This is a genomic window from Pseudomonas sp. EU05-FHT14B02, assembly GCF_058791055.1.
Map to the genome: position 1 here is coordinate 31312 of NZ_JBYTDD010000024.1, position 22810 is coordinate 54121.

General features: G+C 60.1%; 22 protein-coding genes and 1 other RNA gene. 19 read left to right on the top strand and 4 right to left on the bottom strand.

The annotated features are described in order from the left end of the window. The first annotated feature begins 227 nt into the window (after positions 1 to 227). The 5 genes from petA to AC3WTM_RS20960 all read left to right on the top strand — a co-directional run bounded on the left by petA (position 228) and on the right by AC3WTM_RS20960 (position 4012). Positions 228 to 821: a ubiquinol-cytochrome c reductase iron-sulfur subunit gene (gene petA, locus AC3WTM_RS20940; RefSeq protein ID WP_057713353.1), complete on the top strand. Its 594-nt coding sequence runs from the start codon at positions 228 to 230 to the stop codon at positions 819 to 821. Further along, positions 821 to 2032, top strand: coding sequence for a cytochrome b (locus AC3WTM_RS20945; protein WP_102670990.1), 1212 nt, complete (start codon positions 821 to 823; stop codon positions 2030 to 2032). Before petA ends, AC3WTM_RS20945 begins: the two co-directional genes overlap by 1 nt. After that, on the top strand, positions 2032 to 2814 hold the full coding sequence (locus AC3WTM_RS20950; protein WP_057713354.1) for a cytochrome c1: 783 nt from the start codon (positions 2032 to 2034) through the stop codon (positions 2812 to 2814). Before AC3WTM_RS20945 ends, AC3WTM_RS20950 begins: the two co-directional genes overlap by 1 nt. Before the next feature lie 150 nt (positions 2815 to 2964). Then, on the top strand, positions 2965 to 3582 hold the full coding sequence (locus AC3WTM_RS20955; protein WP_007989864.1) for a glutathione S-transferase N-terminal domain-containing protein: 618 nt from the start codon (positions 2965 to 2967) through the stop codon (positions 3580 to 3582). A gap of 16 nt (positions 3583 to 3598) precedes the next feature. Further along, positions 3599 to 4012: a ClpXP protease specificity-enhancing factor gene (locus tag AC3WTM_RS20960; RefSeq protein ID WP_007998247.1), complete on the top strand. Its 414-nt coding sequence runs from the start codon at positions 3599 to 3601 to the stop codon at positions 4010 to 4012. Positions 4013 to 4102: 90 nt separating this feature from the next. Here AC3WTM_RS20960 and AC3WTM_RS20965 read toward each other — a convergent pair whose 3' ends face one another. The 4 genes from AC3WTM_RS20965 to AC3WTM_RS20980 form a co-directional block, all read right to left on the bottom strand. After that, a complete protein-coding gene (locus tag AC3WTM_RS20965) occupies positions 4103 to 4681 on the bottom strand; it encodes a BON domain-containing protein (protein WP_057713355.1) in 579 nt (192 codons plus the stop codon). Beyond that, a complete protein-coding gene (locus AC3WTM_RS20970) occupies positions 4678 to 5271 on the bottom strand; it encodes a phosphoheptose isomerase (RefSeq protein WP_007972584.1) in 594 nt (197 codons plus the stop codon). Before AC3WTM_RS20970 ends, AC3WTM_RS20965 begins: the two co-directional genes overlap by 4 nt. 103 nt (positions 5272 to 5374) lie before the next feature. Next, positions 5375 to 5737 carry a YraN family protein gene (locus tag AC3WTM_RS20975; RefSeq protein ID WP_090457618.1) on the bottom strand — a complete coding sequence of 121 codons (363 nt, stop codon included), beginning with the start codon at positions 5735 to 5737 and terminating at the stop codon, positions 5375 to 5377. Further along, positions 5737 to 7548: a penicillin-binding protein activator gene (locus tag AC3WTM_RS20980; protein WP_102670991.1), complete on the bottom strand. Its 1812-nt coding sequence runs from the start codon at positions 7546 to 7548 to the stop codon at positions 5737 to 5739. Before AC3WTM_RS20980 ends, AC3WTM_RS20975 begins: the two co-directional genes overlap by 1 nt. Before the next feature lie 177 nt (positions 7549 to 7725). Between AC3WTM_RS20980 and rsmI the strand changes: the two genes are divergently transcribed. The 14 genes from rsmI to AC3WTM_RS21050 all read left to right on the top strand — a co-directional run bounded on the left by rsmI (position 7726) and on the right by AC3WTM_RS21050 (position 22810). Further along, a complete protein-coding gene (gene rsmI / locus AC3WTM_RS20985; RefSeq protein WP_167362876.1) occupies positions 7726 to 8631 on the top strand; it encodes a 16S rRNA (cytidine(1402)-2'-O)-methyltransferase in 906 nt (301 codons plus the stop codon). Between the two features lie 75 nt (positions 8632 to 8706). Beyond that, positions 8707 to 9060, top strand: an RNA gene (rnpB, locus tag AC3WTM_RS20990) — RNase P RNA component class A. 356 nt (positions 9061 to 9416) lie between these two features. Then, a complete protein-coding gene (mraZ, locus tag AC3WTM_RS20995; protein WP_007917012.1) occupies positions 9417 to 9872 on the top strand; it encodes a division/cell wall cluster transcriptional repressor MraZ in 456 nt (151 codons plus the stop codon). Next, positions 9869 to 10816, top strand: a complete 948-nt coding sequence (gene rsmH / locus AC3WTM_RS21000; protein ID WP_371918579.1) for a 16S rRNA (cytosine(1402)-N(4))-methyltransferase RsmH — start codon at positions 9869 to 9871, stop codon at positions 10814 to 10816. Before mraZ ends, rsmH begins: the two co-directional genes overlap by 4 nt. Continuing rightward, the gene (gene ftsL / locus AC3WTM_RS21005; protein ID WP_007998257.1) at positions 10813 to 11106 is read left to right on the top strand and encodes a cell division protein FtsL; all 294 of its coding nucleotides are present in this window, start codon (positions 10813 to 10815) and stop codon (positions 11104 to 11106) included. The genes rsmH and ftsL overlap by 4 nt, the downstream gene beginning before the upstream one ends. Continuing rightward, positions 11106 to 12845, top strand: coding sequence for a peptidoglycan D,D-transpeptidase FtsI family protein (locus AC3WTM_RS21010; protein ID WP_173677933.1), 1740 nt, complete (start codon positions 11106 to 11108; stop codon positions 12843 to 12845). The genes ftsL and AC3WTM_RS21010 overlap by 1 nt, the downstream gene beginning before the upstream one ends. After that, complete coding sequence (locus AC3WTM_RS21015; protein WP_102670992.1) at positions 12845 to 14308, top strand: UDP-N-acetylmuramoyl-L-alanyl-D-glutamate--2,6-diaminopimelate ligase; 1464 nt, start codon at positions 12845 to 12847, stop codon at positions 14306 to 14308. Before AC3WTM_RS21010 ends, AC3WTM_RS21015 begins: the two co-directional genes overlap by 1 nt. Then, a complete protein-coding gene (locus tag AC3WTM_RS21020; protein ID WP_102670993.1) occupies positions 14301 to 15668 on the top strand; it encodes a UDP-N-acetylmuramoyl-tripeptide--D-alanyl-D-alanine ligase in 1368 nt (455 codons plus the stop codon). The genes AC3WTM_RS21015 and AC3WTM_RS21020 overlap by 8 nt, the downstream gene beginning before the upstream one ends. Beyond that, a complete protein-coding gene (gene mraY, locus AC3WTM_RS21025) occupies positions 15668 to 16750 on the top strand; it encodes a phospho-N-acetylmuramoyl-pentapeptide-transferase (RefSeq protein WP_015096766.1) in 1083 nt (360 codons plus the stop codon). Before AC3WTM_RS21020 ends, mraY begins: the two co-directional genes overlap by 1 nt. A 6-nt stretch (positions 16751 to 16756) precedes the next feature. Then, positions 16757 to 18103 (top strand): UDP-N-acetylmuramoyl-L-alanine--D-glutamate ligase, encoded by a 1347-nt coding sequence (gene murD / locus AC3WTM_RS21030; RefSeq protein WP_102670994.1) that lies wholly within the window; start codon positions 16757 to 16759, stop codon positions 18101 to 18103. Further along, entirely contained in the window at positions 18100 to 19317 is a 1218-nt protein-coding gene (ftsW, locus tag AC3WTM_RS21035; RefSeq protein ID WP_056726220.1) for a putative lipid II flippase FtsW, read from the top strand. Before murD ends, ftsW begins: the two co-directional genes overlap by 4 nt. Further along, entirely contained in the window at positions 19307 to 20377 is a 1071-nt protein-coding gene (gene murG, locus AC3WTM_RS21040; RefSeq protein WP_046041926.1) for an undecaprenyldiphospho-muramoylpentapeptide beta-N-acetylglucosaminyltransferase, read from the top strand. Before ftsW ends, murG begins: the two co-directional genes overlap by 11 nt. After that, positions 20370 to 21830 carry a UDP-N-acetylmuramate--L-alanine ligase gene (gene murC / locus AC3WTM_RS21045; RefSeq protein WP_102670995.1) on the top strand — a complete coding sequence of 487 codons (1461 nt, stop codon included), beginning with the start codon at positions 20370 to 20372 and terminating at the stop codon, positions 21828 to 21830. The genes murG and murC overlap by 8 nt, the downstream gene beginning before the upstream one ends. After that, complete coding sequence (locus AC3WTM_RS21050; protein ID WP_102670996.1) at positions 21827 to 22810, top strand: D-alanine--D-alanine ligase; 984 nt, start codon at positions 21827 to 21829, stop codon at positions 22808 to 22810. The genes murC and AC3WTM_RS21050 overlap by 4 nt, the downstream gene beginning before the upstream one ends.

Genomic DNA, 22810 nt, shown 5'->3' on the forward strand with positions numbered 1-22810 from the left:
GAGCTGGGCGTTTTTTTATGTCTGCGATTTATCAAAGAATTGCGCTGTGACAACTTGCCACATCCGCAGACACCCTATACTACAAGGCTTGGGGGTGATGGGCTCCGGTAATTACCTTGTCAGAATTGGGGCTTTTCATTACCATTCGGCAAAATTTTTATAAGTACATAGTTTTACTTAGTAGATGCCTGATTTAACAGGCCACAAAGCTGATGGGAGAGGACTGAATGAGCAATGACGGCGTGAATGCAGGCCGGCGTCGCTTCTTGGTAGCAGCCACATCCGTGGTGGGTGCTGCAGGAGCGGTGGGGGCTGCGGTCCCGTTCGTGGGGTCATGGTTTCCCAGTGCCAAGGCGAAAGCCGCAGGTGCACCGGTGAAAGTGAATGTCAGCAAAATCGAGCCAGGCCAGCAGATGATTGCTGAGTGGCGCGGCCAGCCGGTGTTCATCGTCCGCCGTACACAGGAAATCCTGGGGAATCTTAAGAAGATCGAGGGCCAGCTCGCTGACCCGGCCTCCAAGAACTCGACACAACCGACTTACGTTGATCCGGAAACCCGTTCGATCAAGCCCGAGGTCCTGCTGCTGATCGGTATCTGCACGCACCTGGGTTGCTCGCCGACCTTCCGTCCCGAAGTGGCACCTGCGGATCTGGGTAAGGACTGGGTAGGCGGCTATTTCTGCCCTTGCCACGGTTCCCACTACGATCTGGCTGGTCGCGTCTACAAGTCGCAGCCTGCGCCTTTGAACCTGCCAGTTCCCCCGCATTCCTATGAGACCGATGAAATTATTATCATTGGCGTCGATACGGAGAAAGCGTGATGAGCAAGTTCATGGATTGGGTTGATGCGCGCTTTCCCGCCACCAAAATGTGGGAAGACCATCTCAGCAAGTATTACGCTCCGAAGAACTTCAACTTCTTCTACTTCTTTGGCTCCCTGGCGCTGCTCGTTCTGGTCAACCAGATCGTTACCGGTGTCTGGCTGACCATGAGCTACACCCCGTCGGCGGAAGAGGCATTCGCTTCCGTCGAATACATCATGCGCGACGTCGAGTACGGCTCGATCCTGCGTCTGCTGCACTCCACTGGCGCTTCGGCGTTCTTCATCGTGGTCTATCTGCACATGTTCCGTGGCCTGCTCTACGGTTCGTACCAGAAGCCGCGTGAACTGGTGTGGGTCTTCGGCATGCTGATCTACCTGGCGCTGATGGCCGAAGCCTTCATGGGTTACCTGCTGCCGTGGGGCCAGATGTCCTACTGGGGTGCACAGGTGATCATCTCGCTGTTCGGTGCGATCCCGGTCATCGGCAACGACCTGACTCAGTGGATTCGTGGTGACTACCTGATTTCCGGTATTACCCTGAACCGCTTCTTCGCCTTGCACGTGGTTGCCCTGCCGATCGTTATCCTGGGTCTGGTGGTGTTGCACATCCTGGCGTTGCACGAAGTCGGTTCGAACAACCCGGACGGCGTGGACATCAAGAAGCACAAGGACGAAAACGGCATACCGCTGGACGGCATTGCCTTCCACCCGTACTACACCGTGAAAGATATTGTCGGCGTGGTGGTGTTCCTGTTCATCTTCTGCACGATCGTGTTCTTCTTCCCGGAAATGGGTGGCTACTTCCTCGAAAAGCCGAACTTTGAAGTGGCGAACGCCTTCAAGACCCCAGAGCACATTGCTCCGGTCTGGTACTTCACTCCGTTCTACGCCATCTTGCGTGCGGTTCCGGACAAGCTCCTGGGCGTGATCGCCATGGGCGCGGCCATTGCCGTGCTGTTCGTCCTGCCGTGGCTCGACCGCAGCCCGGTCAAGTCGATGCGCTACAAAGGCTGGCTGAGCAAGATCTGGCTCTGGGTGTTCTGTATTTCGTTCGTGATCCTGGGTGTATTGGGTGTTCTGGCTCCGACTCCAGGCCGTACGCTGTTGTCGCAGGTATGTACCTTCCTGTACTTCGCCTACTTCATTCTGATGCCGTTCTACACCAGGCTCGAGAAGACCAAACCGGTTCCGGAAAGGGTGACTGGCTGATGAAAAAACTATTTGCTGTATTGATGCTTGCTGCATTGCCGGTGTTTGCTTTCGCAGCTGAGCACGGTGGCCCCGAGCTGGAAAAAGTCGACATCGACGTTTCCGATAAGGCGGCCATGCAGGACGGCGCGCGTACCTTCGCCAACTACTGCATGGGCTGCCACAGTGCCAAGTTCCAGCGCTATGAGCGTGTTGCCGACGACTTGGGCATTCCCCATGAGTTGATGCTCGAGAAGCTGGTGTTCACTGGCGCCAAGATCGGCGATCACATGAGCATCGGCATGCAGCCAGCGGACGCCAAGGCCTGGTTTGGCGCAGCGCCGCCGGACCTGACCCTGGTTGCCCGTGTTCGCGGCACTGACTGGCTCTACGGTTACCTGAAGTCGTTCTACGAAGATCCTTCGCGCCCATGGGGTGTGAATAACAAGGTTTTCCCGAACGTGGGCATGCCTAACGTCCTGGTCGGTCTACAGGGTCGCCAGGTGGTGGGTTGCAAACAGGTTCAGATCGTCGAAGACGGCAAGAAGCAATATGATCCTTTGACTGGTACGGCGCTGACTCATGAAGCGTGCGATCAGTTGACCATCGTGCCGAAAAGCGGTGCCCTGACTGCAGAGCAGTTCGATGAGAAGGTCAAGAATCTGGTAACCTTCCTGGCTTACTCGGCTAACCCGGTTAAGCTGCAACATCAGCGCATCGGTACGTACGTATTGTTGTACCTGGCGTTCTTCTTCGTCTTCGCTTACCTGCTCAAGCGCGAATACTGGAAAGACGTGCACTGATAAAGCTTCAAGCTATTGCTGTTAATCGCGCGCGCCCAAGGGCGCCTCTGAAGATGTAGCGAAACTGGTGATCCAGTCGTTACGGGAGGCGCCCTCTGGGCGCGCTCGTTTTTCCGCTTTCGATAATTTCTACAAGCGAGGAGGATCGCCATGGGCGTGACCAATCGGTTGGCCTGTTACTCCGACCCCGCCGACCACTATTCCCACCGAGTGCGCATCGTACTGGCAGAGAAGGGTGTCAGCGCCGAGATCATTTACGTGGAGGCTGGTCGCCAGCCACCTAAACTGATTGAGGTGAACCCTTACGGCAGCTTGCCCACGCTGGTCGATCGCGACCTGGCGTTGTGGGAGTCGACTGTGGTGATGGAATATCTGGATGAGCGTTACCCGCACCCGCCGCTACTGCCGGTTTATCCTGTGGCGCGTGCCAACAGTCGCCTGCTGATGCACCGCATTCAGCGAGACTGGTGTGGTCTGGTGGACCTGATTCTGGATTCGCGGACCAAGGAAGCGGCTCGTGCCGTGGCTCGAAAAGAGTTGCGCGAAAGTCTGACGGGTGTGTCGCCACTGTTTGCCGACAAACCGTTTTTCCTCAGTGAGGAACAAAGTCTGGTGGATTGCTGCCTATTGCCAATACTCTGGCGATTGCCGATTCTGGGTATAGAACTGCCGCGGCCGGCTAAGCCGCTGCTTGATTATATGGAGCGCCAGTTTGCGCGTGAGGCTTTCCAGGCGAGTCTGTCTGGTGTCGAACGCGACATGCGCTAAGGCTTAAGGAGCCGTTATGAACTCCAGTCGACCTTATCTGGTCCGCGCGCTCTATGAGTGGATTGTGGACAACGATTGCACCCCGCACATGCTGGTCAATTCCGAGTACCCGTCGGTGCAGGTGCCTCAGGGGTTTGCCAGTGACGGACAGATCGTCCTGAACGTATCGCCACAAGCCGTGCGTCACTTGCACATGGATAACGAGGCGGTCAGTTTCGAGGGCCGCTTTGGTGGCGTACCGCACACCTTGTACGTGCCAATTGCTTCGATCCTGGGTATCTACGCCCGGGAGAATGGCCAGGGCATGGTGTTCGATCTGGAATCGCCCATGGGCGAGGACGACGAGATCGAGCCGGATGACGATCTTCCACCACCCGACAGTGAGCCGCCGCGTCCAAGCGGTCGACCGAGTTTGAAGGTGGTTAAATAAAAAAAGGGTGATCCGCAAGGGTCACCCTTTTTTATTTCGCCGCCTTCAAATGATGCAGGAGCGAGCTTGCTCGCTCCTGCAAGATGTAGATCAGTCGATGTACTCGAACAATTTCACGATCTTCTGTACGCCGGAAACGCCTTGCACCAGGTTGGTCGCCTGTGCCGCTTCCTGCTTGGTCAGCAGGCCCAGCAAGTAGACGATGCCGTTTTCAGTGACTACCTTGATGCGCGAGCCGGGGATGTTCGCATCGGCGAGCATCTGGGTCTTGATCTTGGTGGTCAGCCAGGTGTCGTTCTGTCGTGCCAGCAGCGAGGAGGGTGGCAGGACTTGCAGTTCGTTGTGCACCTTTTTCACGCGCTGGACAGCGGCGGCAGCCTGTTCGGCCTTGGCCTTGAGGTCTGCGCGTGGCGTTTGCCCGGCGAGCAGTACGACACCGTTGAAGCTGGTGACGACGATATGCGAATCCTTATCCAGGGCTGGGTCGGCCTTGGCAACGTTCACGCCAACCTTGGTGTCGATCAGGGAATCGTCGATCTTGCTGCCCAGTGTGCGAGTGCCGCGGTCATCTTCAATCGGTGCTTCACGGCTGGCAGTCACCACCGAGGTGCAGCCGCTGATGCTGAGGCACAGGGTCAAGGCCAGTAGGCCAAGGCGATTAGGGGTCATTCTTCACTCCCGAACAATTGGCTGTCGATCAAGTCGCAAAGGCAATGGATCGCCAGCAGATGGACTTCTTGAATACGAGCGGTGACGTTGGCCGGTACGCGAATCTCGACGTCCTCGGGCAACAGTAGCGACGCCATGCCGCCGCCATCACGCCCCGTCAATGCTACGACAATCATTTCGCGATCATGTGCGGCCTGAATCGCTTGAATTATGTTGGCCGAGTTGCCGCTGGTGGAGATAGCCAGCAACACATCGCCCGGTTGGCCGAGCGCGCGGATTTGCTTGGAGAATATTTCGTTGTAGCTATAGTCGTTGGCAATCGAGGTGATCGTCGAGCTGTCGGTCGTAAGGGCGATGGCCGGCAGGCTTGGGCGTTCGCGCTCAAAGCGATTGAGCAGCTCGGAGGAGAAGTGCTGGGCGTCGCCGGCAGAGCCGCCATTGCCGCAGGAAAGCATTTTTCCTTCGTTGAGCAGGGCGTTGACCATGACCTGGCTGGCTTGCTCGATGTGCGGTGCAAGTACTTCCATCGCCTGTTGCTTGGTGTCGATACTGGCCTGAAAAAGCTGGCGAATTCGGGATTGCATGTCCATCTGTGTGACCTTAAGTAGCGCGGCTGTTCGGCACGTGAATGTGCAGCCCGCAAAGCAAAGAGCAAAATGTTGGGTGATAGTGTCCGGTTCGCAATGCCGGCGATCAGCCGTCGAAGGCATTCTGTAGCCAGTTCAACTGATCGAGGTGGCTGTCGATGGCAATCACGTCGAAGCGGCAAGGGGAATTGGCCCAGCGCGGCTCGCGCTGAAGATAATATTGCGCGGCGAAAATCAGTTTTTGCCGTTTGCGCTCATCGATGCTATCGAGCGCGCCACCCCATTGAGTGTTTTTTCTGTAGCGGACTTCAACGAATACTACTGTATCGCCATCTAGCATGACCAGATCAAGCTCGCCGCGTTTACACAACCAGTTCTGCGCCAGCAGGCGCAGACCTTGTTGTTGAAGATGCTCGAGCGCATGGCGCTCGGCATCCTTGCCGCTTTGCTGGCGTGACCTGTCAGGCATCAGCGAGCGGTGTCCGGCAGGCGCTGAATCTGGCCATTGGCGAACTCGGCCCATGGTAACTGGCGCACGACCCGCTGGCTCTGGGACATGCCAAGGCTGCCCGATTCGCCGTCGATACGGCTGTCCGGCAGTGACTTGAGCTGGCCCAGGCGTGGCGCCAGGCGATAGGCGTCCACACCCATGGCATACAGGCGCCCCAGGCTGCCAGCGGCTTGTGGCCACTGGGCAGTGACCTGGCGGCGCAGTGGATCATTGGCGTCCAGCAACCATGGCGTCTCGCAGAAGCGAATGCCATTCATGTCGTTGTACTGGTTGACGTCACCGTTGGCGCTGAACACGTGAGAGGTGGCGTAGACCGGAACATCGCCGGCGTACTGGAAGTTCAGGGTCGGTTTGATCTGCTGGGCCTGTTGCGGTGTAGAGGCGAGGAAAATGAACTCGATGTCCTGGCGGCGCGATGGCTGGGCAGCCACTTGCGAGCCAACGGTGCTTTGCAGGCTCTTGGCGCGACCTTCGCTCTGACGCAGCTGGAACATGTCGGCAATTTGCTGGGCCAACTGGACCGGTTGGTCGACGCGTTCGGTGGCGACGATGGTGCCGCCATTGGCTTGCCAATCCTGGCTGAACGCCTTGAGCACGCGGTCGCCCCATTCACCTTTCGGCACCATGATGGCTGCGCGATGCAGGCCGTCGGCGCGAGCGCGGCGCGACACTTCGCGGGCTTCGTCTTCAGCGGCAAGGCCGAACTGGAACAGCTGCGCCGGGCCTTGATCGCCTTCACTGTAATTCAATGCCAGGGTGGTGATCGGCAACTGCGGGCGAGTGCTCAGCTGTTTGACCAGCGGCTTCTCCAGCGGGCCGACGACCAGTTGCACGCCATCGGCCTGGGCCTTGCGGTAGAACTCGTCCATGGAAGTCAGGCGCGAGCTGTCATAAAACTCGATGGCGGGTGGTTTCTGCCCGGCCTGTTGGGCCTGGTAGTGAGCGGCCATGAAGCCGTCGCGCAGTGCTTTGCCAACCGCCGCCAGTTGGCCGTCCTGAGGCAGCAGCAGGGCGATCTTGTTCAGGGGCTGGCTGGCCAGTTCCTTGAGTTGGGTCAGTGGCTGCGGCAATTGAATGGCTGCCGGGTGCTTCGGATTCTGCGCGCGCCAGTTGTCGATGGCGGCCTGTTGCTGCTCCAGGGTGCCAGCGGATTTCACGGCCAGTGCCAGGGCCATCCAGCCGCCGAGATCGTCGGTGGCACTTGGCTGCAGCTGATTGGTCGGCAGCGAAGCGATCAGGGTCCAGATGGCTTCGTGGTTTTTGCTCGCGGCTTCGCCTTCGAGCATCGGGGCGATGAAAATGCGCTGGCGAGCGGCGGCAAGGGTCTGGCCATCGGCTTCAAGTGCGCGGGCGTGGATGGTGCCGGTGCGGACCTGTTGTTCCTCGGGCAGTTCGCTCAAGTATTGCAGGCTCGGATGGCTCAAGGCGGCCAGCGCGGCCTTGGGCTGATTGCGTGTCATGGCCAGTTCCGCCGCCAGGGTGTTGGCGAAAACCTGTGGGCCCGGCTTGAGCTGTTCGACAGGAACCTGTTGCAGGATTTGCGCGGATTGGCCGGCGTTGCCCTGGCGATAAGCCAGGTCGGCAGCGCTCAAGCGCAGCAGGGCGGCATCTTCCGGTGATTTGCTTTGGGAGGCTTTCTCAAGCAGTTGCTCGATACTGGCGTCCGGTGTCCGTGGAAGCTCGCCAAGGCTGGAGGAGGGCGAGCTGGCGCAAGCCGTCAGCAAGGCAGCGAGGCAGAGGGCAGATAACAGCCGCAGGCAAGCGATCATGTAAGCGTTCCTGATACTCGATCAAATTAGCGTGGAATTGTACCCAAGCACTGGCCGGGGCGCGATGTTACTGGCGTGAATCAATCAATTTAGCTGGTGTAAATGTTGCGCCAGCGCACAAACGGTCACCGATACCTCGTTTGCTTGCGGGTATCGTGAGTCTCGCTACGCGCTACAATGGCGACTTTTACCGATCATGAGGTGTGCGCTTTGACTGCTCCAGGTGCTTTGAATTCCGCTGCTGGCTCGCTTTATGTGGTGGCGACGCCCATCGGCAACCTGGATGACATCAGTGCGCGGGCGCTGAAGATTCTGCGTGAAGTGGCCCTCATCGCCGCGGAAGACACCCGTCATTCCCAGCGCTTGATGCAGCACTTCGGCATTGCGACGCCATTGGCGGCCTGCCATGAACACAACGAGCGGGATGAAGGTAGTCGCTTTATCACTCGCCTGCTTGCCGGTGACAACGTGGCGTTGATCTCGGATGCCGGGACGCCGCTGATTTCCGATCCGGGTTATCACCTGGTGCGGCAGGCCCGGGCAGCGGGCATTAATGTAGTACCGGTTCCGGGTGCCTGCGCGTTGATTGCAGCGCTGTCGGCAGCAGGGCTGCCTTCCGACCGCTTCATATTCGAAGGTTTTCTGCCTGCAAAGGCTGTGGGGCGACGTGCGCGTCTCGAGCAGGTAAAGGAAGAGCCTCGCACATTGATCTTCTATGAGGCCCCGCATCGCATCCTCGAATGTCTGCAAGACATGGAGCTGGTGTTCGGTCCAGAGCGCCCGGCGCTGCTTGCCCGCGAGCTGACCAAGACGTTCGAGACCCTCAAGGGGCTGCCGCTGGCTGAGCTGCGCGAGTTCGTCGAGTCGGATAGCAACCAGCAGCGCGGTGAGTGCGTGGTACTGGTGGCGGGCTGGTCCGCGCCCGAAGAGGAAGGTGCCGTCAGCAGCGAAGCGATGCGCATCCTCAACCTGTTGCTTGAAGAAATGCCGCTCAAGCGTGCGGCGGCATTGGCGGCGCAAATCACCGGCGAGCGAAAGAATGTGCTGTACCAAATCGCGCTGGATCAGCAGAAGGGCGAGTAAAACCCGACGCGCAGGCGTGCCCAATGGCGCTTGGTGCTTGTTCTTCGGGCGCTCTGCCGGTAACCTTCGCGGCGGAGAGTCGATCGGACAGTCGCTGCCCTCTATGAAAATTAGGGGGGGGAGGAAAGTCCGGGCTCCATAGGGCGAAGTGCCAGGTAATGCCTGGGAGGCGTGAGCCTACGGAAAGTGCCACAGAAAATAACCGCCTAAGCGCTTCGGCGCCGGTAAGGGTGAAAAGGTGCGGTAAGAGCGCACCGCACGTCTGGCAACAGTTCGTGGCTAGGTAAACCCCACTTGGAGCAAGACCAAATAGGGTCCCAAGGCGTGGCCCGCGCTGGGACCGGGTAGGTTGCTAAAGATGTCCAGTGATGGCCATCGTAGACGAATGACTGTTCAAGACAGAACCCGGCTTACAGATCGACTCTCCACCTTTTTCTTTCCTCTGCTTGAATCATTGAGCAGGGGGTTGGGTGATAGCAATTTCCCTCCTTACACATTCATCCGCAGAACCTCTTTTGTAATACCAAAAAAATCTTACTCTTAATAAATTACTTTAACTTTCGAACGCAGCCTTCTGTGCTGATTCAAGTTATCGATCAGTTTCATCTGCCGGATTCTCGTTGTCCCTCCGTTAATGATCCTAAATCTCAGTTCTGTAAGGGTTTTCCTTTACTCCGCGCCTTGACGGTGTGGTGGGCGCATTCCTATAGTGTGCGCAAGTGGCGGAAAGTGGCATGAAGTGGGTTTTTTGAACTCAAAACGCTAGAATTTGGAGAAACGCAGACGTGTTTCGCGGAGCCAACGCTATCAGTCTCGATGCAAAGGGCCGTCTCGCAATGCCGAGCCGGTACCGTGACGAGCTCGATTCGCGCAGTTCCGGGCAATTGATCGTGACAATTGATGCCGTTGATCCTTGTTTGTGTGTTTACCCCCTCGATGAGTGGGAAATTATTGAAACCAAACTGCGCGCACTGCCTTCGCTTCGCGAAGAGAACCGCCGCCTGCAACGTTTACTGATTGGTAATGCCGTCGACCTCGAGCTCGATGGCAGTGGTCGTTTTCTGGTTCCGCCGCGTCTTCGTGAATATGCCAAGTTGGATAAGCGCGCGATGTTGGTAGGCCAACTGAACAAGTTCCAATTGTGGGACGAGGATGCCTGGAACGCGGTTTCTGCCGCCGACCTGGCTGCCATTCAACAACCGGGCGCGATGCCTGATGAACTGCGTGATTTGATCCTGTGACTATTGATAGCGGCTTTAACCACATCACCGTACTGCTTGACGAAGCCGTCGAGGCTCTCGCCGTACGTCCTGATGGCTGCTATCTGGACGGCACGTTCGGACGCGGCGGACACAGCCGGTTGATCCTCCGTCAGCTCGGTCCCGATGGTCGGTTGCTCGGATTCGATAAAGATCCACAAGCGATTGCCACCGGGCAGACGCTAGCGGCCGAAGACGGCCGCTTTGTCGTTGTGCAGCGCAGCTTTGCCGAGCTCGGTTCGGAAGTCGCCGAACGCGGTCTGGCCGGCAAGGTCAGCGGCGTGTTGCTGGATCTTGGTGTGTCCTCGCCACAGCTCGACGACCCTGAGCGCGGCTTCAGCTTCCTCAACGACGGTCCGCTGGACATGCGCATGGATCCGTCCCGTGGCATCAGCGCCGCCGAATTCGTCAACACCGCGCCCGTGGAAGAAATCGCCCGGGTGTTCAAGGAATACGGCGAAGAGCGTTTCTCCGGCCGCATGGCCCGTGCTGTGGCCGAACGTCGCGACATCAAGCCATTCGAGCGCACCGGTGACCTGGCAGAAGTCCTGAAAGTCGCCAACCCAGCTTGGGAAAAGGGCAAGAACCCCGCAACCCGCGCGTTCCAGGGGTTGCGTATCCACGTCAACAACGAACTGGGTGATCTGGAAACCGGCCTCGAAGCCGCGCTGGAGTGCCTGGAAGTGGGCGGTCGCCTGGTGGTGATCAGCTTCCATTCGCTGGAAGACCGTATCGTCAAACTGTTCATGCGCAAGCTGGTGAAAGGCGAAGCCGACAACCTGCCGCGCAACCTGCCGGTTCGGCATGTCGCCTTCGAACCGAAAATCAAAGTCCATGGCAAAGCGCAGACGGCCTCCGACGCCGAACTCAAAGCCAACCCACGTTCCCGTAGCGCTGTCATGCGTGTGGCGGAGAAGCTGCGGTGAGCAAGCTTTTCGCCAAGCCATTGCCCGGCGGAAGCTTCTTCATGCTGCTGCTGTTTGTCGGCGTGCTCGTGTCGGCCATCGGCGTGTCTTACAGCGCGCACTGGAACCGTCAGCTATTGAATTCGCTGTACAACGAACTGAGCGTGCGCGACAAGGCGCAGGCGGAGTGGGGCCGGTTGATTCTGGAACAGAGCACCTGGACCGCCCACAGCCGTATCGAAGTGCTGGCCACCGAACAATTGAAAATGCACATCCCCGGTGCCGCTGACGTGAAGATGGTGGCGCCATGATGAAACTCGAAGGTGCACTCTTTCCTTGGCGGTTCCGCGTGGTGCTGGGTTTGCTCGGCATCATGGTGGCCGCGATTGCCTGGCGCATCATCGATTTGCAAGTGGTCGACCGTGCCTTCCTTAAAGGTCAGGGCGATGCCCGCAGTGTTCGTCATATTCCGATTCCGGCTCACCGTGGTCTGATCACCGACCGTAACGGCGAGCCTTTGGCCGTGAGTACTCCGGTCACCACCCTCTGGGCCAATGCCAAGGAAATGCAAACGGCCAAAGAAAAGTGGCCGGCACTGGCGGCTGCCCTGGGGCAGGACCCGAAAGCCCTGGCCGAGCGCCTTGAAGCGCAGGCCAACAAGGAATTCATTTATCTGGTGCGCGGGCTGACGCCTGAGCAGGGCCAGGCGGTGCTCGATCTCAAAGTGCCTGGCGTCTATGGCATCGAAGAGTTCCGCCGTTTCTATCCGGCCGGTGAAGTGACCGCGCATATGGTCGGCTTTACCGACATCGATGACCATGGCAAGGAAGGTATCGAGCTGGCCTATGACGAATGGCTGGCCGGGGTGCCGGGTAAACGACAAGTCATCAAGGACCGGCGCGGCCGGTTGATCAAGGATGTCCAGGTCACCAAAAACGCCAAGGCCGGCAAGCCCTTGGCGTTGTCCATTGACCTGCGCCTGCAATACCTGGCCAACCGCGAACTGCGTAACGCGATCATCGAGAACGGCGCCAAGGCCGGCAGCCTGGTGATCATGGACGTGAAGACCGGCGAGATTCTCGCGATGGTCAACCAGCCGACCTACAACCCGAACAACCGCCGCAACCTGCAGCCGGCGATGATGCGTAACCGCGCGATGATCGACGTGTTCGAGCCAGGCTCGACCATGAAAGCGATCTCGATGAGCGCCGCCATCGAAACCGGCCGCTGGAAACCGAGCGATACCGTCGAGGTGTATCCGGGCTCCCTGCAGATTGGCAAGTACACCATCAAGGACGTATCCAAGACCGAAGGCCCGGTGCTCGACCTGACCGGCATCCTGATCAATTCCAGTAACGTCGGCATGAGCAAGGTCGCGTTCGATATCGGCGGCGAAACCATTTTCCGTCTGGCGCAGAAAGTCGGCCTCGGCCAGGACACTGGCCTGGGCTTCCCGGGCGAGCGCGTCGGCAATCTGCCGAACTACCGCGAATGGCGCAAGGCAGAAACCGCCACGCTGTCCTACGGCTACGGTGTTTCCGTGACCGCGATCCAGCTGGTCCACGCCTTCTCGGCCCTGGCCAACAACGGTCGCCTCGCACCGCTGACCCTGATCAAGACCGACAAGGCGCCGCAAACCACCCAGGTACTGCCGGAGGCCGTCGCAAAAACCATGCAAGGCATGCTGCAACAAGTGATCGAAGCCCCGCGCGGTGTGTTCCGTGCGCAGGTGCCGGCGTATCACGTGGGCGGCAAGTCGGGTACTGCGCGTAAAACCTCGGTCGGCACCAAGGGTTACGCCGTGAACTCCTACCGTTCGCTGTTCGCCGGTTTCGGCCCGATGAGCGACCCGCGTTACGCCATCGTGGTGGTCATCGACGAGCCGACCAAGGCCGGTTACTTCGGCGGCCTGGTTTCCGCGCCGGTGTTCAGCCGTGTGATGTCGGGCACCCTGCGCCTGATGAACATTACCCCGGACAACCTGCCACCTACTCAACAAGCGAACGCAACACCGGTCGTTCCGCTGAAAGCCAATGGAGGGCGCGGCTGATGTCCCTGAGCCTGAACAAGATTTTCCCTCACGCCGGCCACGATCTGCTGATTCGCGAACTCGCCCTGGACAGCCGCAATGTGCGTGCGGGTGATCTGTTCCTCGCTGTGCCGGGCGGTAAATTCGATGGGCGCGCGCATATGGTTGACGCCCTGCAGCGTGGTGCTGCCGCGGTGGCCTATGAAGTAGAAGGCGCCACGGTCCTGCCGATCACTGAAGTGCCGTTGATTCCGGTCAAAGGTCTGGCGGCTCAGCTGTCGGACATCGCCGGGCGTTTTTATGGCGAGCCAAGCCATCACCTGAACCTGGTGGGCGTGACCGGTACCAATGGCAAGACCAGCGTGACTCAATTGGTTGCCCAGGCGCTGGACCTGCTCGGCCAGCACTGCGGCCTGGTCGGCACGCTCGGTTCGGGTTTCTATGGGGCGCTGGAAAGCGGCCTGCACACCACGCCGAACCCGATTGCCGTGCAGGCGACCCTGGCGGACCTGAAAAAGGCCGGGGCCAAGGCCGTGGCGATGGAAGTTTCTTCCCATGGCCTGGATCAGGGGCGCGTGACTGCCCTGGCGTTCGATGTGGCAGTGATGACAAACCTGTCCCGCGATCACCTGGATTATCACGGCACCATGCAGGCCTACGGCGAAGCCAAGGCCAGGCTGTTTGACTGGAATGACTTGAAATGCCGCGTGGTCAACCTCGACGACGAGTTCGGCCGGCAACTGGCCGCCGACAAGCGCGAGTCGCGGTTGATCACCTACAGCCTGGAAGACTCCGGCGCCTACCTGTATTGCCGTCAGGCGCAATTCGACGACGAAGGCGTGCGAGCCACTCTGGTCACGCCACAGGGCGAGCACCACTTGCGCAGCACCTTGCTCGGTCGCTTCAACCTGAGCAATGTCCTGGCGGCGGTCGGTGCGTTGCTCGGTCTGGATTACGCCCTGGACGAAATTCTCAAGGTGCTGCCGAAGCTTGAAGGCCCTGCCGGGCGCATGCAGCGCTTGGGAGGTGGCTCGCAGCCGCTGGTGGTGGTCGATTACGCGCACACCCCGGATGCCCTGGAAAAAGTACTGCTGGCTCTGCGTCCACACGCCAAGGGTCGGCTGCTGTGCCTGTTCGGCTGTGGCGGCGATCGCGATCGCGGCAAGCGTCCGTTGATGGCCGAAGTGGTTGAGCGCCTGGCCGATGGCGTGCTGGTGACCGATGACAATCCGCGCACTGAAGACCCTGCAGTGATTTTCGATGACATCCGCGCTGGTTTCACGGCTGTGGATAAAGTGGAGTTCGTTGCCGGTCGTGGTCAGGCGATTGCCCGGCTGATCGCCAGTGCCTCGGCGGATGACGTGATTGTCCTGGCCGGGAAAGGTCACGAGGACTATCAGGAAATCAACGGCGAACGCCATGCCTTTTCCGATCTGGTCGAGGCCGATCATGCCTTGACCGCATGGGAGGTGGCCCATGCTTAAGGCCTTGAAACTGAGTGAACTGACCGGTGCGCTGAGTGCTCGCCTGGTGTCAGCCGATGCCAGCTTCGACGGCGTGAGCATCGACAGTCGTGCAATCAAGCCGGGCCAGCTGTTTATTGCCCTGACCGGTCCGCGTTTTGACGGTCATGACTATCTGAATGAAGTCGCCGCCAAGGGCGCCGTGGCTGCGCTGGTCGAGCGTGAAGTTGCTGGCAGCACGCTGCCGCAGTTACTGGTCAGCGACACTCGCCAGGCCCTCGGCCAGTTGGGCGCGCTCAATCGCGCCATCTACACCCATCCGGTCGCAGCCGTTACCGGTTCCAGCGGCAAGACCACGGTCAAGGAGATGCTTGCGAGCATCCTGCGCACCCGTGGTCCGGTGCTGGCGACCCGTGGCAACCTGAACAACGACCTCGGCGTGCCGCTGACCTTGCTCGAACTGGCACCCGAACACACCGCTGCCGTGATCGAGCTGGGCGCCTCGCGCCTGGGTGAAATTGCCTACACCGTCGGCCTGACCCGGCCGCACGTGGCCATTCTCAACAATGCCGGGACCGCCCACGTCGGTGAGTTCGGCGGCCCGGACAAAATCGTCGAAGCCAAGGGCGAGATCATCGAAGGGCTGGATGCCGATGGCGTCGCCGTTCTCAATCTTGACGACAAGGCATTCGGAATCTGGAAGGCACGCGCCGGTGACCGCAAAGTGCTGACGTTTGCGTTGAGCAACGCCAGCGCCGATTTCTACGCCAGTGACCTGACTACCGATGTCCGCGGCTGCCCGGCGTTCAACCTGCACAGCCCTGAAGGCGTGGAGCGCGTTCAATTGAACCTGCTCGGCACCCATAACGTCGCCAATGCCATGGCCGCCGCCGCAGCCACCCATGCCCTGGGTGTGTCGCTGTTCGCTATCGCCACCGGCCTTGGCGCGATGCAACCGGTCAAGGGACGCACCGTCGCGCAACTGGCCACCAACGGCATGCGCGTGATCGATGACACTTACAACGCCAACCCCACCTCCATGTGCGCTGCCGTTGATATACTGGCCGGCTTTTCCGGTCGCACCGTCCTGGTGCTCGGGGATATCGGCGAGTTGGGCGAATGGGCGGAGCAGGGGCACCGCGACGTGGGCGAGTACGCCCGTGGCAAGGTTTCTGCGCTGTATGCCGTCGGGCCAATGATGGCTCACGCCGTGAACGCTTTCGGTCCACAGGCTTTTCACTTCAGCACGCAGGCTGAGCTGATCAAGGCCCTGGGTGCCGAGCAAGACACAAATACCACCATTTTGATCAAGGGGTCGCGCAGCGCTGCGATGGAAAACGTCGTCGCCGCCTTGTGCGGGTCCAGTCTGGAGAAACATTAATGCTGCTGCTGCTAGCGGAGTATCTGCAACAGTTCTACAAAGGCTTCGCGGTCTTCCAGTACCTGACCCTGCGCGGGATTCTCGGTGTACTGACCGCGCTGGTCTTGTCGCTGTGCTATGGCCCATGGATGATCCGCACGTTGCAGAACCGTCAGATCGGTCAATCCGTTCGCAACGACGGCCCGCAGTCGCACCTGTCCAAGTCGGGTACACCGACCATGGGCGGCGCGCTGATTCTGTCGTCCATCGGTGTCAGCACCCTGCTGTGGGCTGACCTGAGCAACCGTTACGTCTGGGTCGTTCTGCTGGTGACCTTGCTGTTCGGCGCCATCGGGTGGGTCGACGACTATCGCAAGGTCATCGAGAAGAACTCTCGCGGCTTGCCGAGCCGCTGGAAATATTTCTGGCAATCGGTATTCGGTCTGGGCGCGGCGATCTTCCTTTATATGACTGCCGCCACGCCGGTGGAAACCACGCTGATCCTGCCGATGCTCAAGGACTACAGCATTCCGCTGGGCGCCGGCTTCATCGTGCTGACCTATTTCGTGATTGTCGGTTCGAGCAACGCGGTCAACCTGACCGATGGCCTCGACGGCCTGGCGATCATGCCGACCGTAATGGTTGGTGGTGGTCTGGGCATTTTCTGCTACCTGTCGGGTAACGTGAAATTCGCCGAATACCTGCTGATTCCTTACGTACCGGGTGCAGGCGAGTTGATTGTGTTCTGTGGCGCGTTGATCGGAGCCGGTCTGGGCTTCCTGTGGTTCAACACTTATCCGGCACAAGTCTTCATGGGTGACGTCGGCGCACTGGCGTTGGGCGCGGCCCTGGGCACCATCGCGGTGATCGTCCGTCAGGAAATCGTCCTGTTCATCATGGGCGGCGTGTTCGTGATGGAAACCCTTTCAGTCGTCATTCAGGTTGCCTCTTTTAAACTGACCGGTCGTCGCGTATTCCGCATGGCGCCCATTCACCACCACTTTGAACTCAAGGGCTGGCCCGAGCCGCGCGTGATCGTCCGTTTCTGGATCATCACCGTGATTCTCGTGCTGATCGGCCTTGCCACCCTGAAGCTGAGGTAGAAATTCGTGTCTCTGATCGCTTCTGACCACTTCCGCATCGTTGTCGGCCTCGGCAAGAGCGGCATGTCCCTGGTTCGCTTCCTGGCGAACCGGGGCGTGGCGTTTGCCGTGGCCGATACGCGGGAAAATCCACCGGAACTGGCCGCGCTCAAGCGTGACTATCCGCACGTGGAAGTGCGTTGTGGCGAGTTGGATGTCGAGTTCCTGTGCCGTGCCGACGAGCTCTACGTGAGCCCCGGCCTGGCGCTGGCGACCCCGGCCCTGCAGGCCGTCGCCGCCCGTGGCGTGAAATTGTCCGGTGACATCGAGCTGTTCGCGCGTAACGCGAAGGCGCCGATCGTGGCCATCAGCGGCTCCAACGCGAAAAGCACCGTCACCACGCTGGTCGGCGAAATGGCGACGGCGGCGGGCAAGCGCGTCGCGGTGGGCGGCAACCTTGGCACGCCGGCACTTGATCTGCTCAGTGACGACGTCGAACTGTACGTGATGGAGCTGTCGAGCTTCCAGCTGGAAACCACTGACCAGCTCAACGCTGAAGTGGCGACCGTGCTCAACATCAGCGAAGACCACATGGATCGCTACAGCGGTCTGCCGGCCTATCACCTGGCCAAACACCGGATCTTCCGTGGCGCCAGGCAGTTTGTGGTCAATCGTCAGGACGCTTTGAGTCGTCCGCTGATGGGCGAAGGGCAGCCATGCTGGACCTTCGGCCTGAGCAAACCCGACTTCAAGGCTTTCGGTATTCGTGAAGAAGACGGCGAGAAATATCTGGCCTTTGAGTTCCAGAACCTGATGCCAGTGCGCGAATTGAAGATTCGCGGCGCCCACAACCAGTCCAACGCCCTGGCAGCCCTGGCCCTGGGCCATGCGGTCGGCTTGCCGTTCGATGCCATGCTGTCGAGCCTGCGCACCTTCGCCGGTCTCGAGCATCGCTGCCAATGGGTCCGTGACCTCGACGGAGTGGGTTACTACAACGATTCCAAGGCCACCAACGTCGGTGCCGCACTGGCGGCCATCGAAGGCCTAGGCGCGGACATCGACGGCAAGATCGTGCTGATTGCCGGTGGCGACGGCAAGGGTGCCGAGTTCAAGGACCTGTGCGATCCGGTGGCGGCCAATTGCCGCACCGTAGTGCTGATGGGGCGTGACTCCGACAAGATCGGTGAAGCCATAGGCGATGCCGTACCGCTGATCCGCGCCGGCTCCCTGATCGAAGCCGTCGAGCAATGCCGTGCTGCAGCCCAACCGGGCGACGTGGTGCTGCTGTCGCCTGCCTGCGCCAGTTTCGACATGTTCAAGAACTACGAAGACCGTGGTCACCAGTTCGTCAAAGCCGTGGAGGATCTGGCATGAGCCTCAAAGGCATCATCAAGCCGTATCCATCGCCGCTCATCACCGGGCGCGGTATTGACCTCGACTTCCCGATGCTCGCCGGCTGCCTGACGCTGCTCGGCCTGGGGCTGATCATGATCGCCTCGGCATCGACCGAAGTGGCAGCCGTGCAGTCGGGAAGCGCCCTGTATTACATGATTCGCCACCTTATTTACGTGGTGCTGGGCCTGGGTGCCTGCATCGTCACCATGATGATCCCTATTGCCACCTGGCAGCGCCTGGGCTGGCTAATGCTGCTGGGGGCGTTCGGCTTGCTGGTGATGGTGATCATCCCGGGGATCGGCCGTGAAGTGAATGGTTCGATGCGCTGGATCGGATTCAGTTTCTTCAACGTCCAGCCTTCCGAGATCGCCAAGGTGTTCGTGGTGATCTACCTCGCCGGTTATCTGGTGCGTCGCCAGAAAGAAGTGCGTGAAAGCTGGATGGGCTTCTTCAAGCCGTTCATCGTGCTGCTGCCGATGGCGGGCCTGCTGCTGATGGAGCCGGACTTCGGTGCCACCGTCGTGATGATGGGGGCCGCGGCGGCGATGCTGTTCCTTGGCGGGGTCGGGTTGTTCCGCTTTTCCCTGATGGTGGTCCTGGCCGTCGGCGCAGTGGTGCTGTTGATTCAAATGCAGCCGTATCGAATGGCGCGTCTGACCAACTTTGCCGACCCGTGGGCCGACCAGTTCGGCGCTGGCTATCAGTTGTCCCAGGCATTGATTGCCTTCGGTCGTGGCGAATGGCTGGGCGTGGGCCTGGGCAACAGCGTGCAGAAACAGTTTTACCTGCCGGAAGCCCACACAGACTTCGTGTTCTCGGTCCTGGCCGAAGAGCTGGGTGCGGTGGGTTCGTTGTGCACCGTGGCACTGTTTGTCTTCGTGTGTATTCGTGGCATGTACATCGGTTTGTGGGCTGAAAAGGCCAAGCAGTTTTTCGCAGCTTATGTGGCATACGGCCTGTCGTTCCTGTGGATCGGCCAGTTCCTGATCAACATCGGCGTGAATGTCGGCCTGCTGCCGACCAAGGGGCTGACCCTGCCGTTCCTCAGTTATGGCGGTAGTTCGTTGGTGATTTGCTGCGCCTGTCTCGGCTTGTTGCTGCGCATCGAGTGGGAAAGTCGAACCCACCTGGGCAGCGAAGAGATGGAGTTCCATGAGAGCGACTTCGCCGAGGAGCCGAACCATGGGCGCTAACGTCATGATCATGGCTGGCGGTACCGGTGGCCACGTGTTCCCGGCGCTGGCCTGTGCCCGCGAATTCCAGGCTCGCGGCTACACCGTGCACTGGCTCGGAACCCCACGTGGGATCGAGAACGATCTGGTACCGGCGGCCGGCATCGAACTGCATCGGATCAATGCCAGCGGTCTGCGCGGCAAGGGCAAATTGTCCCTGCTAAAGGCACCGTTCATGTTGTTCAAGTCGGTCTGGCAGGCGCGGGCGATCATTCGCCGTCTGCAGCCGGTCTGCGTTGTTGGATTTGGTGGGTTTGTGACCGGTCCTGGCGGCGTCGCGGCCAAACTGGCCGGTGTGCCGGTGATCGTTCACGAACAGAACGCCGTGGCCGGTACCGCCAATCGGTTGCTGGTGCCGTTGGCCGCCCGAGTCTGTGAAGCGTTCCCCGACACCTTTACCCTGTCGGACAGCCGCCGGACCACCGGTAATCCGGTGCGCACGGAGCTGTTCCTCGAGACATCGCGACCTGCCCTGGCCGGTCGCAAGGCGCGTTTGCTGATCCTGGGTGGAAGTCTGGGCGCAGAACCGTTGAACAAGTTGCTGCCTGAAGCCCTGTCGCAAGTCGCTGCCGATTTGCGTCCGGAAGTGTTCCATCAGGCCGGCAAAAACCACGATGAAGTGACTGCAGAGCGTTATCGCGCGGCTGGCGTCGAGGCGCAGGTGCAGCCCTTCATCAAAGACATGGCCCAAGCCTACAGCTGGGCCGACCTGGTGGTATGTCGCGCAGGCGCGCTGACCATCAGTGAACTGGCCGCCGCCGGTCTGCCCTCGATGCTGGTGCCTTTGCCTCATGCCATCGACGATCACCAGACCCGCAACGCCGAATATTTGGCCCGTGAAGGCGCAGCCTTCCTGATGCCACAAAGAACGACTGGCGCAGCGGATCTTGCCGCTCGCCTGACAGAGGTCCTGATGCAACCACAACGACTCAACGAAATGGCTACCGCGGCACGCCGCCTGGCCAAACCCGATGCCACACGTAACGTGGTCGATAGCTGCCTGGAGGTGGCCCATGGTTGAGAGTCAGAAAGCCATGCCGCAACCGGAAATGCGCCGCATCCGTCGCATCCACTTCGTCGGTATCGGCGGTGTGGGCATGTGCGGGATTGCCGAAGTGCTGCTGAACCTGGGTTATGCCGTGTCCGGCTCTGACCTGAAGGCTTCGCCGGTGACTGAACGCCTGGAGTCCTTCGGCGCGCAGATATTCATCGGCCATCGCGCCGAGAACGCCGCGGCCGCCGACGTGCTGGTGGTGTCGAGCGCCGTGAACACGTCCAACCCGGAAGTCGCTACCGCACTGGAACGCCGTATCCCGGTGGTGCCGCGTGCAGAGATGCTGGCTGAGCTGATGCGTTATCGCCACGGTATCGCCGTTGCCGGTACCCACGGCAAAACCACGACCACCAGCCTGATCGCTTCGGTGTTCGCCGCCGGTGGCCTGGACCCGACATTCGTGATCGGCGGCCGCCTCAATGCCGCAGGCACCAATGCCCAGCTTGGCACCAGCCGCTACCTGATCGCCGAAGCCGACGAAAGCGACGCCAGCTTCCTGCACTTGCAGCCGTTGGTGGCCGTGGTCACCAACATCGACGCCGATCACATGGCGACCTACGACGGTGACTTCAACAAGCTGAAGAAAACCTTCGTCGAATTCCTCCACAACCTGCCGTTCTATGGTCTGGCAGTGATGTGCCTGGACGATCCGGTGGTGCGTGAAATCCTCCCGCAGGTCAAGCGCCCGACCGTTACCTATGGCTTTGGCGAAGATTGCGACGTGCGCGCCATCAATGTGCGCCAGCAAGGCATGCAGACCTTCTTCACCGTACTGCGGCCTGACCGCGAGCCGCTGGATGTTTCGGTCAACATGCCGGGCAACCACAACGTGCTGAACTCGCTGGCGACCATCTGCATCGCCACCGACGAAGGTGTCAGTGATGAAGCCATCGTCCAGGGCTTGTCCGGGTTCCAAGGGGTCGGCCGACGCTTTCAGGTCTACGGCGAACTGCCGGTGGACGGCGGCAATGTGATGCTGGTCGATGACTACGGTCACCACCCGACGGAAGTCGCGGCCGTGATCAAGGCCGTACGCGGTGGCTGGCCGGAGCGCCGCCTGGTGATGGTCTACCAGCCGCACCGTTACAGTCGCACCCGTGATCTGTACGACGATTTCGTCAATGTTCTGGCCGACGCCAACGTACTGCTGCTGATGGAAGTCTATCCGGCCGGCGAAGAGCCGATTCCGGGCGCCGACAGCCGCAAGCTGTGCAACAGCATCCGTCAGCGTGGCCAGCTCGACCCGATCTACATCGAGCGTGGCGTCGACCTCGCGCCAGTGGTCAAGCCGCTGCTGCGCGCCGGCGACATCCTGCTGTGCCAGGGCGCTGGCGATATTGGCGGTCTCGCACCAAAACTGTTGAAAAGTGAGTTGTTCGCCGGTGCCGTTGCCGCGCCGGAGAAGGGGAAGTTGAAATGAGTGTTGCCTACGCCAACCTGGTCTCCACGATCGCGCCGAAAGACTTCGGCCGCGTCGCCGTGCTGTTTGGCGGCAAGAGCGCCGAGCGTGAGGTCTCCCTGAAGTCGGGTAACGCCGTTCTGGACGCGCTGCAAAGCGCCGGTGTGGACGCGTTTGGCCTCGACGTGGGCGATGACCTGCTGCAGCGTCTGCTCAACGAAAAAATCGACCGCGCCTTCATCATCCTCCACGGCCGTGGCGGTGAAGACGGCAGCATGCAGGGCCTGCTCGAATGCCTGGGCATTCCGTATACCGGCAGCGGCATCCTGGCTTCGGCCCTGGCCATGGACAAACTGCGCACCAAGCAGGTCTGGCACAGCCTGGGCATTCCAACCCCACGTCACGCGGTACTGAGCAGCGAGGCCGATTGTATTTCGGCGGCGACGGAACTGGGCTTCCCTTTGATCGTCAAACCGGCCCATGAAGGTTCAAGTATCGGTATGGCCAAAGTGAGTTCCGCGTCCGAATTGATCGACGCATGGAAAGCGGCCAGTACCTACGATTCGCAAGTGTTGGTCGAGCAATGGATTCACGGTCCGGAGTTCACCATCGCCACCCTGCGTGACCAGGTGTTGCCGCCGATTGCCCTGGGCACCACGCACAGCTTCTACGACTACGACGCCAAGTACATCGCCAACGATACCCAGTACCGCATTCCGTGCGGTCTGGACAGCGCCAAGGAAAAGGAACTCATGGACCTCACGGCGAAAGCCTGTGAAGCGCTGGGTATCGCCGGTTGGGGCAGGGCAGATGTGATGCAGGACGCCGACGGGCAGTTCTGGTTCCTGGAGGTCAACACCGCACCGGGCATGACCGATCACAGCCTGGTGCCGATGGCGGCCCGTGCCGCCGGTCTGGATTTCCAGCAACTGGTTCTGGCCATTCTGGCCGAGAGCGTTGCCGGCAAGACTGCCGGTAACCAAGAGTCGACGAGAGGTTAA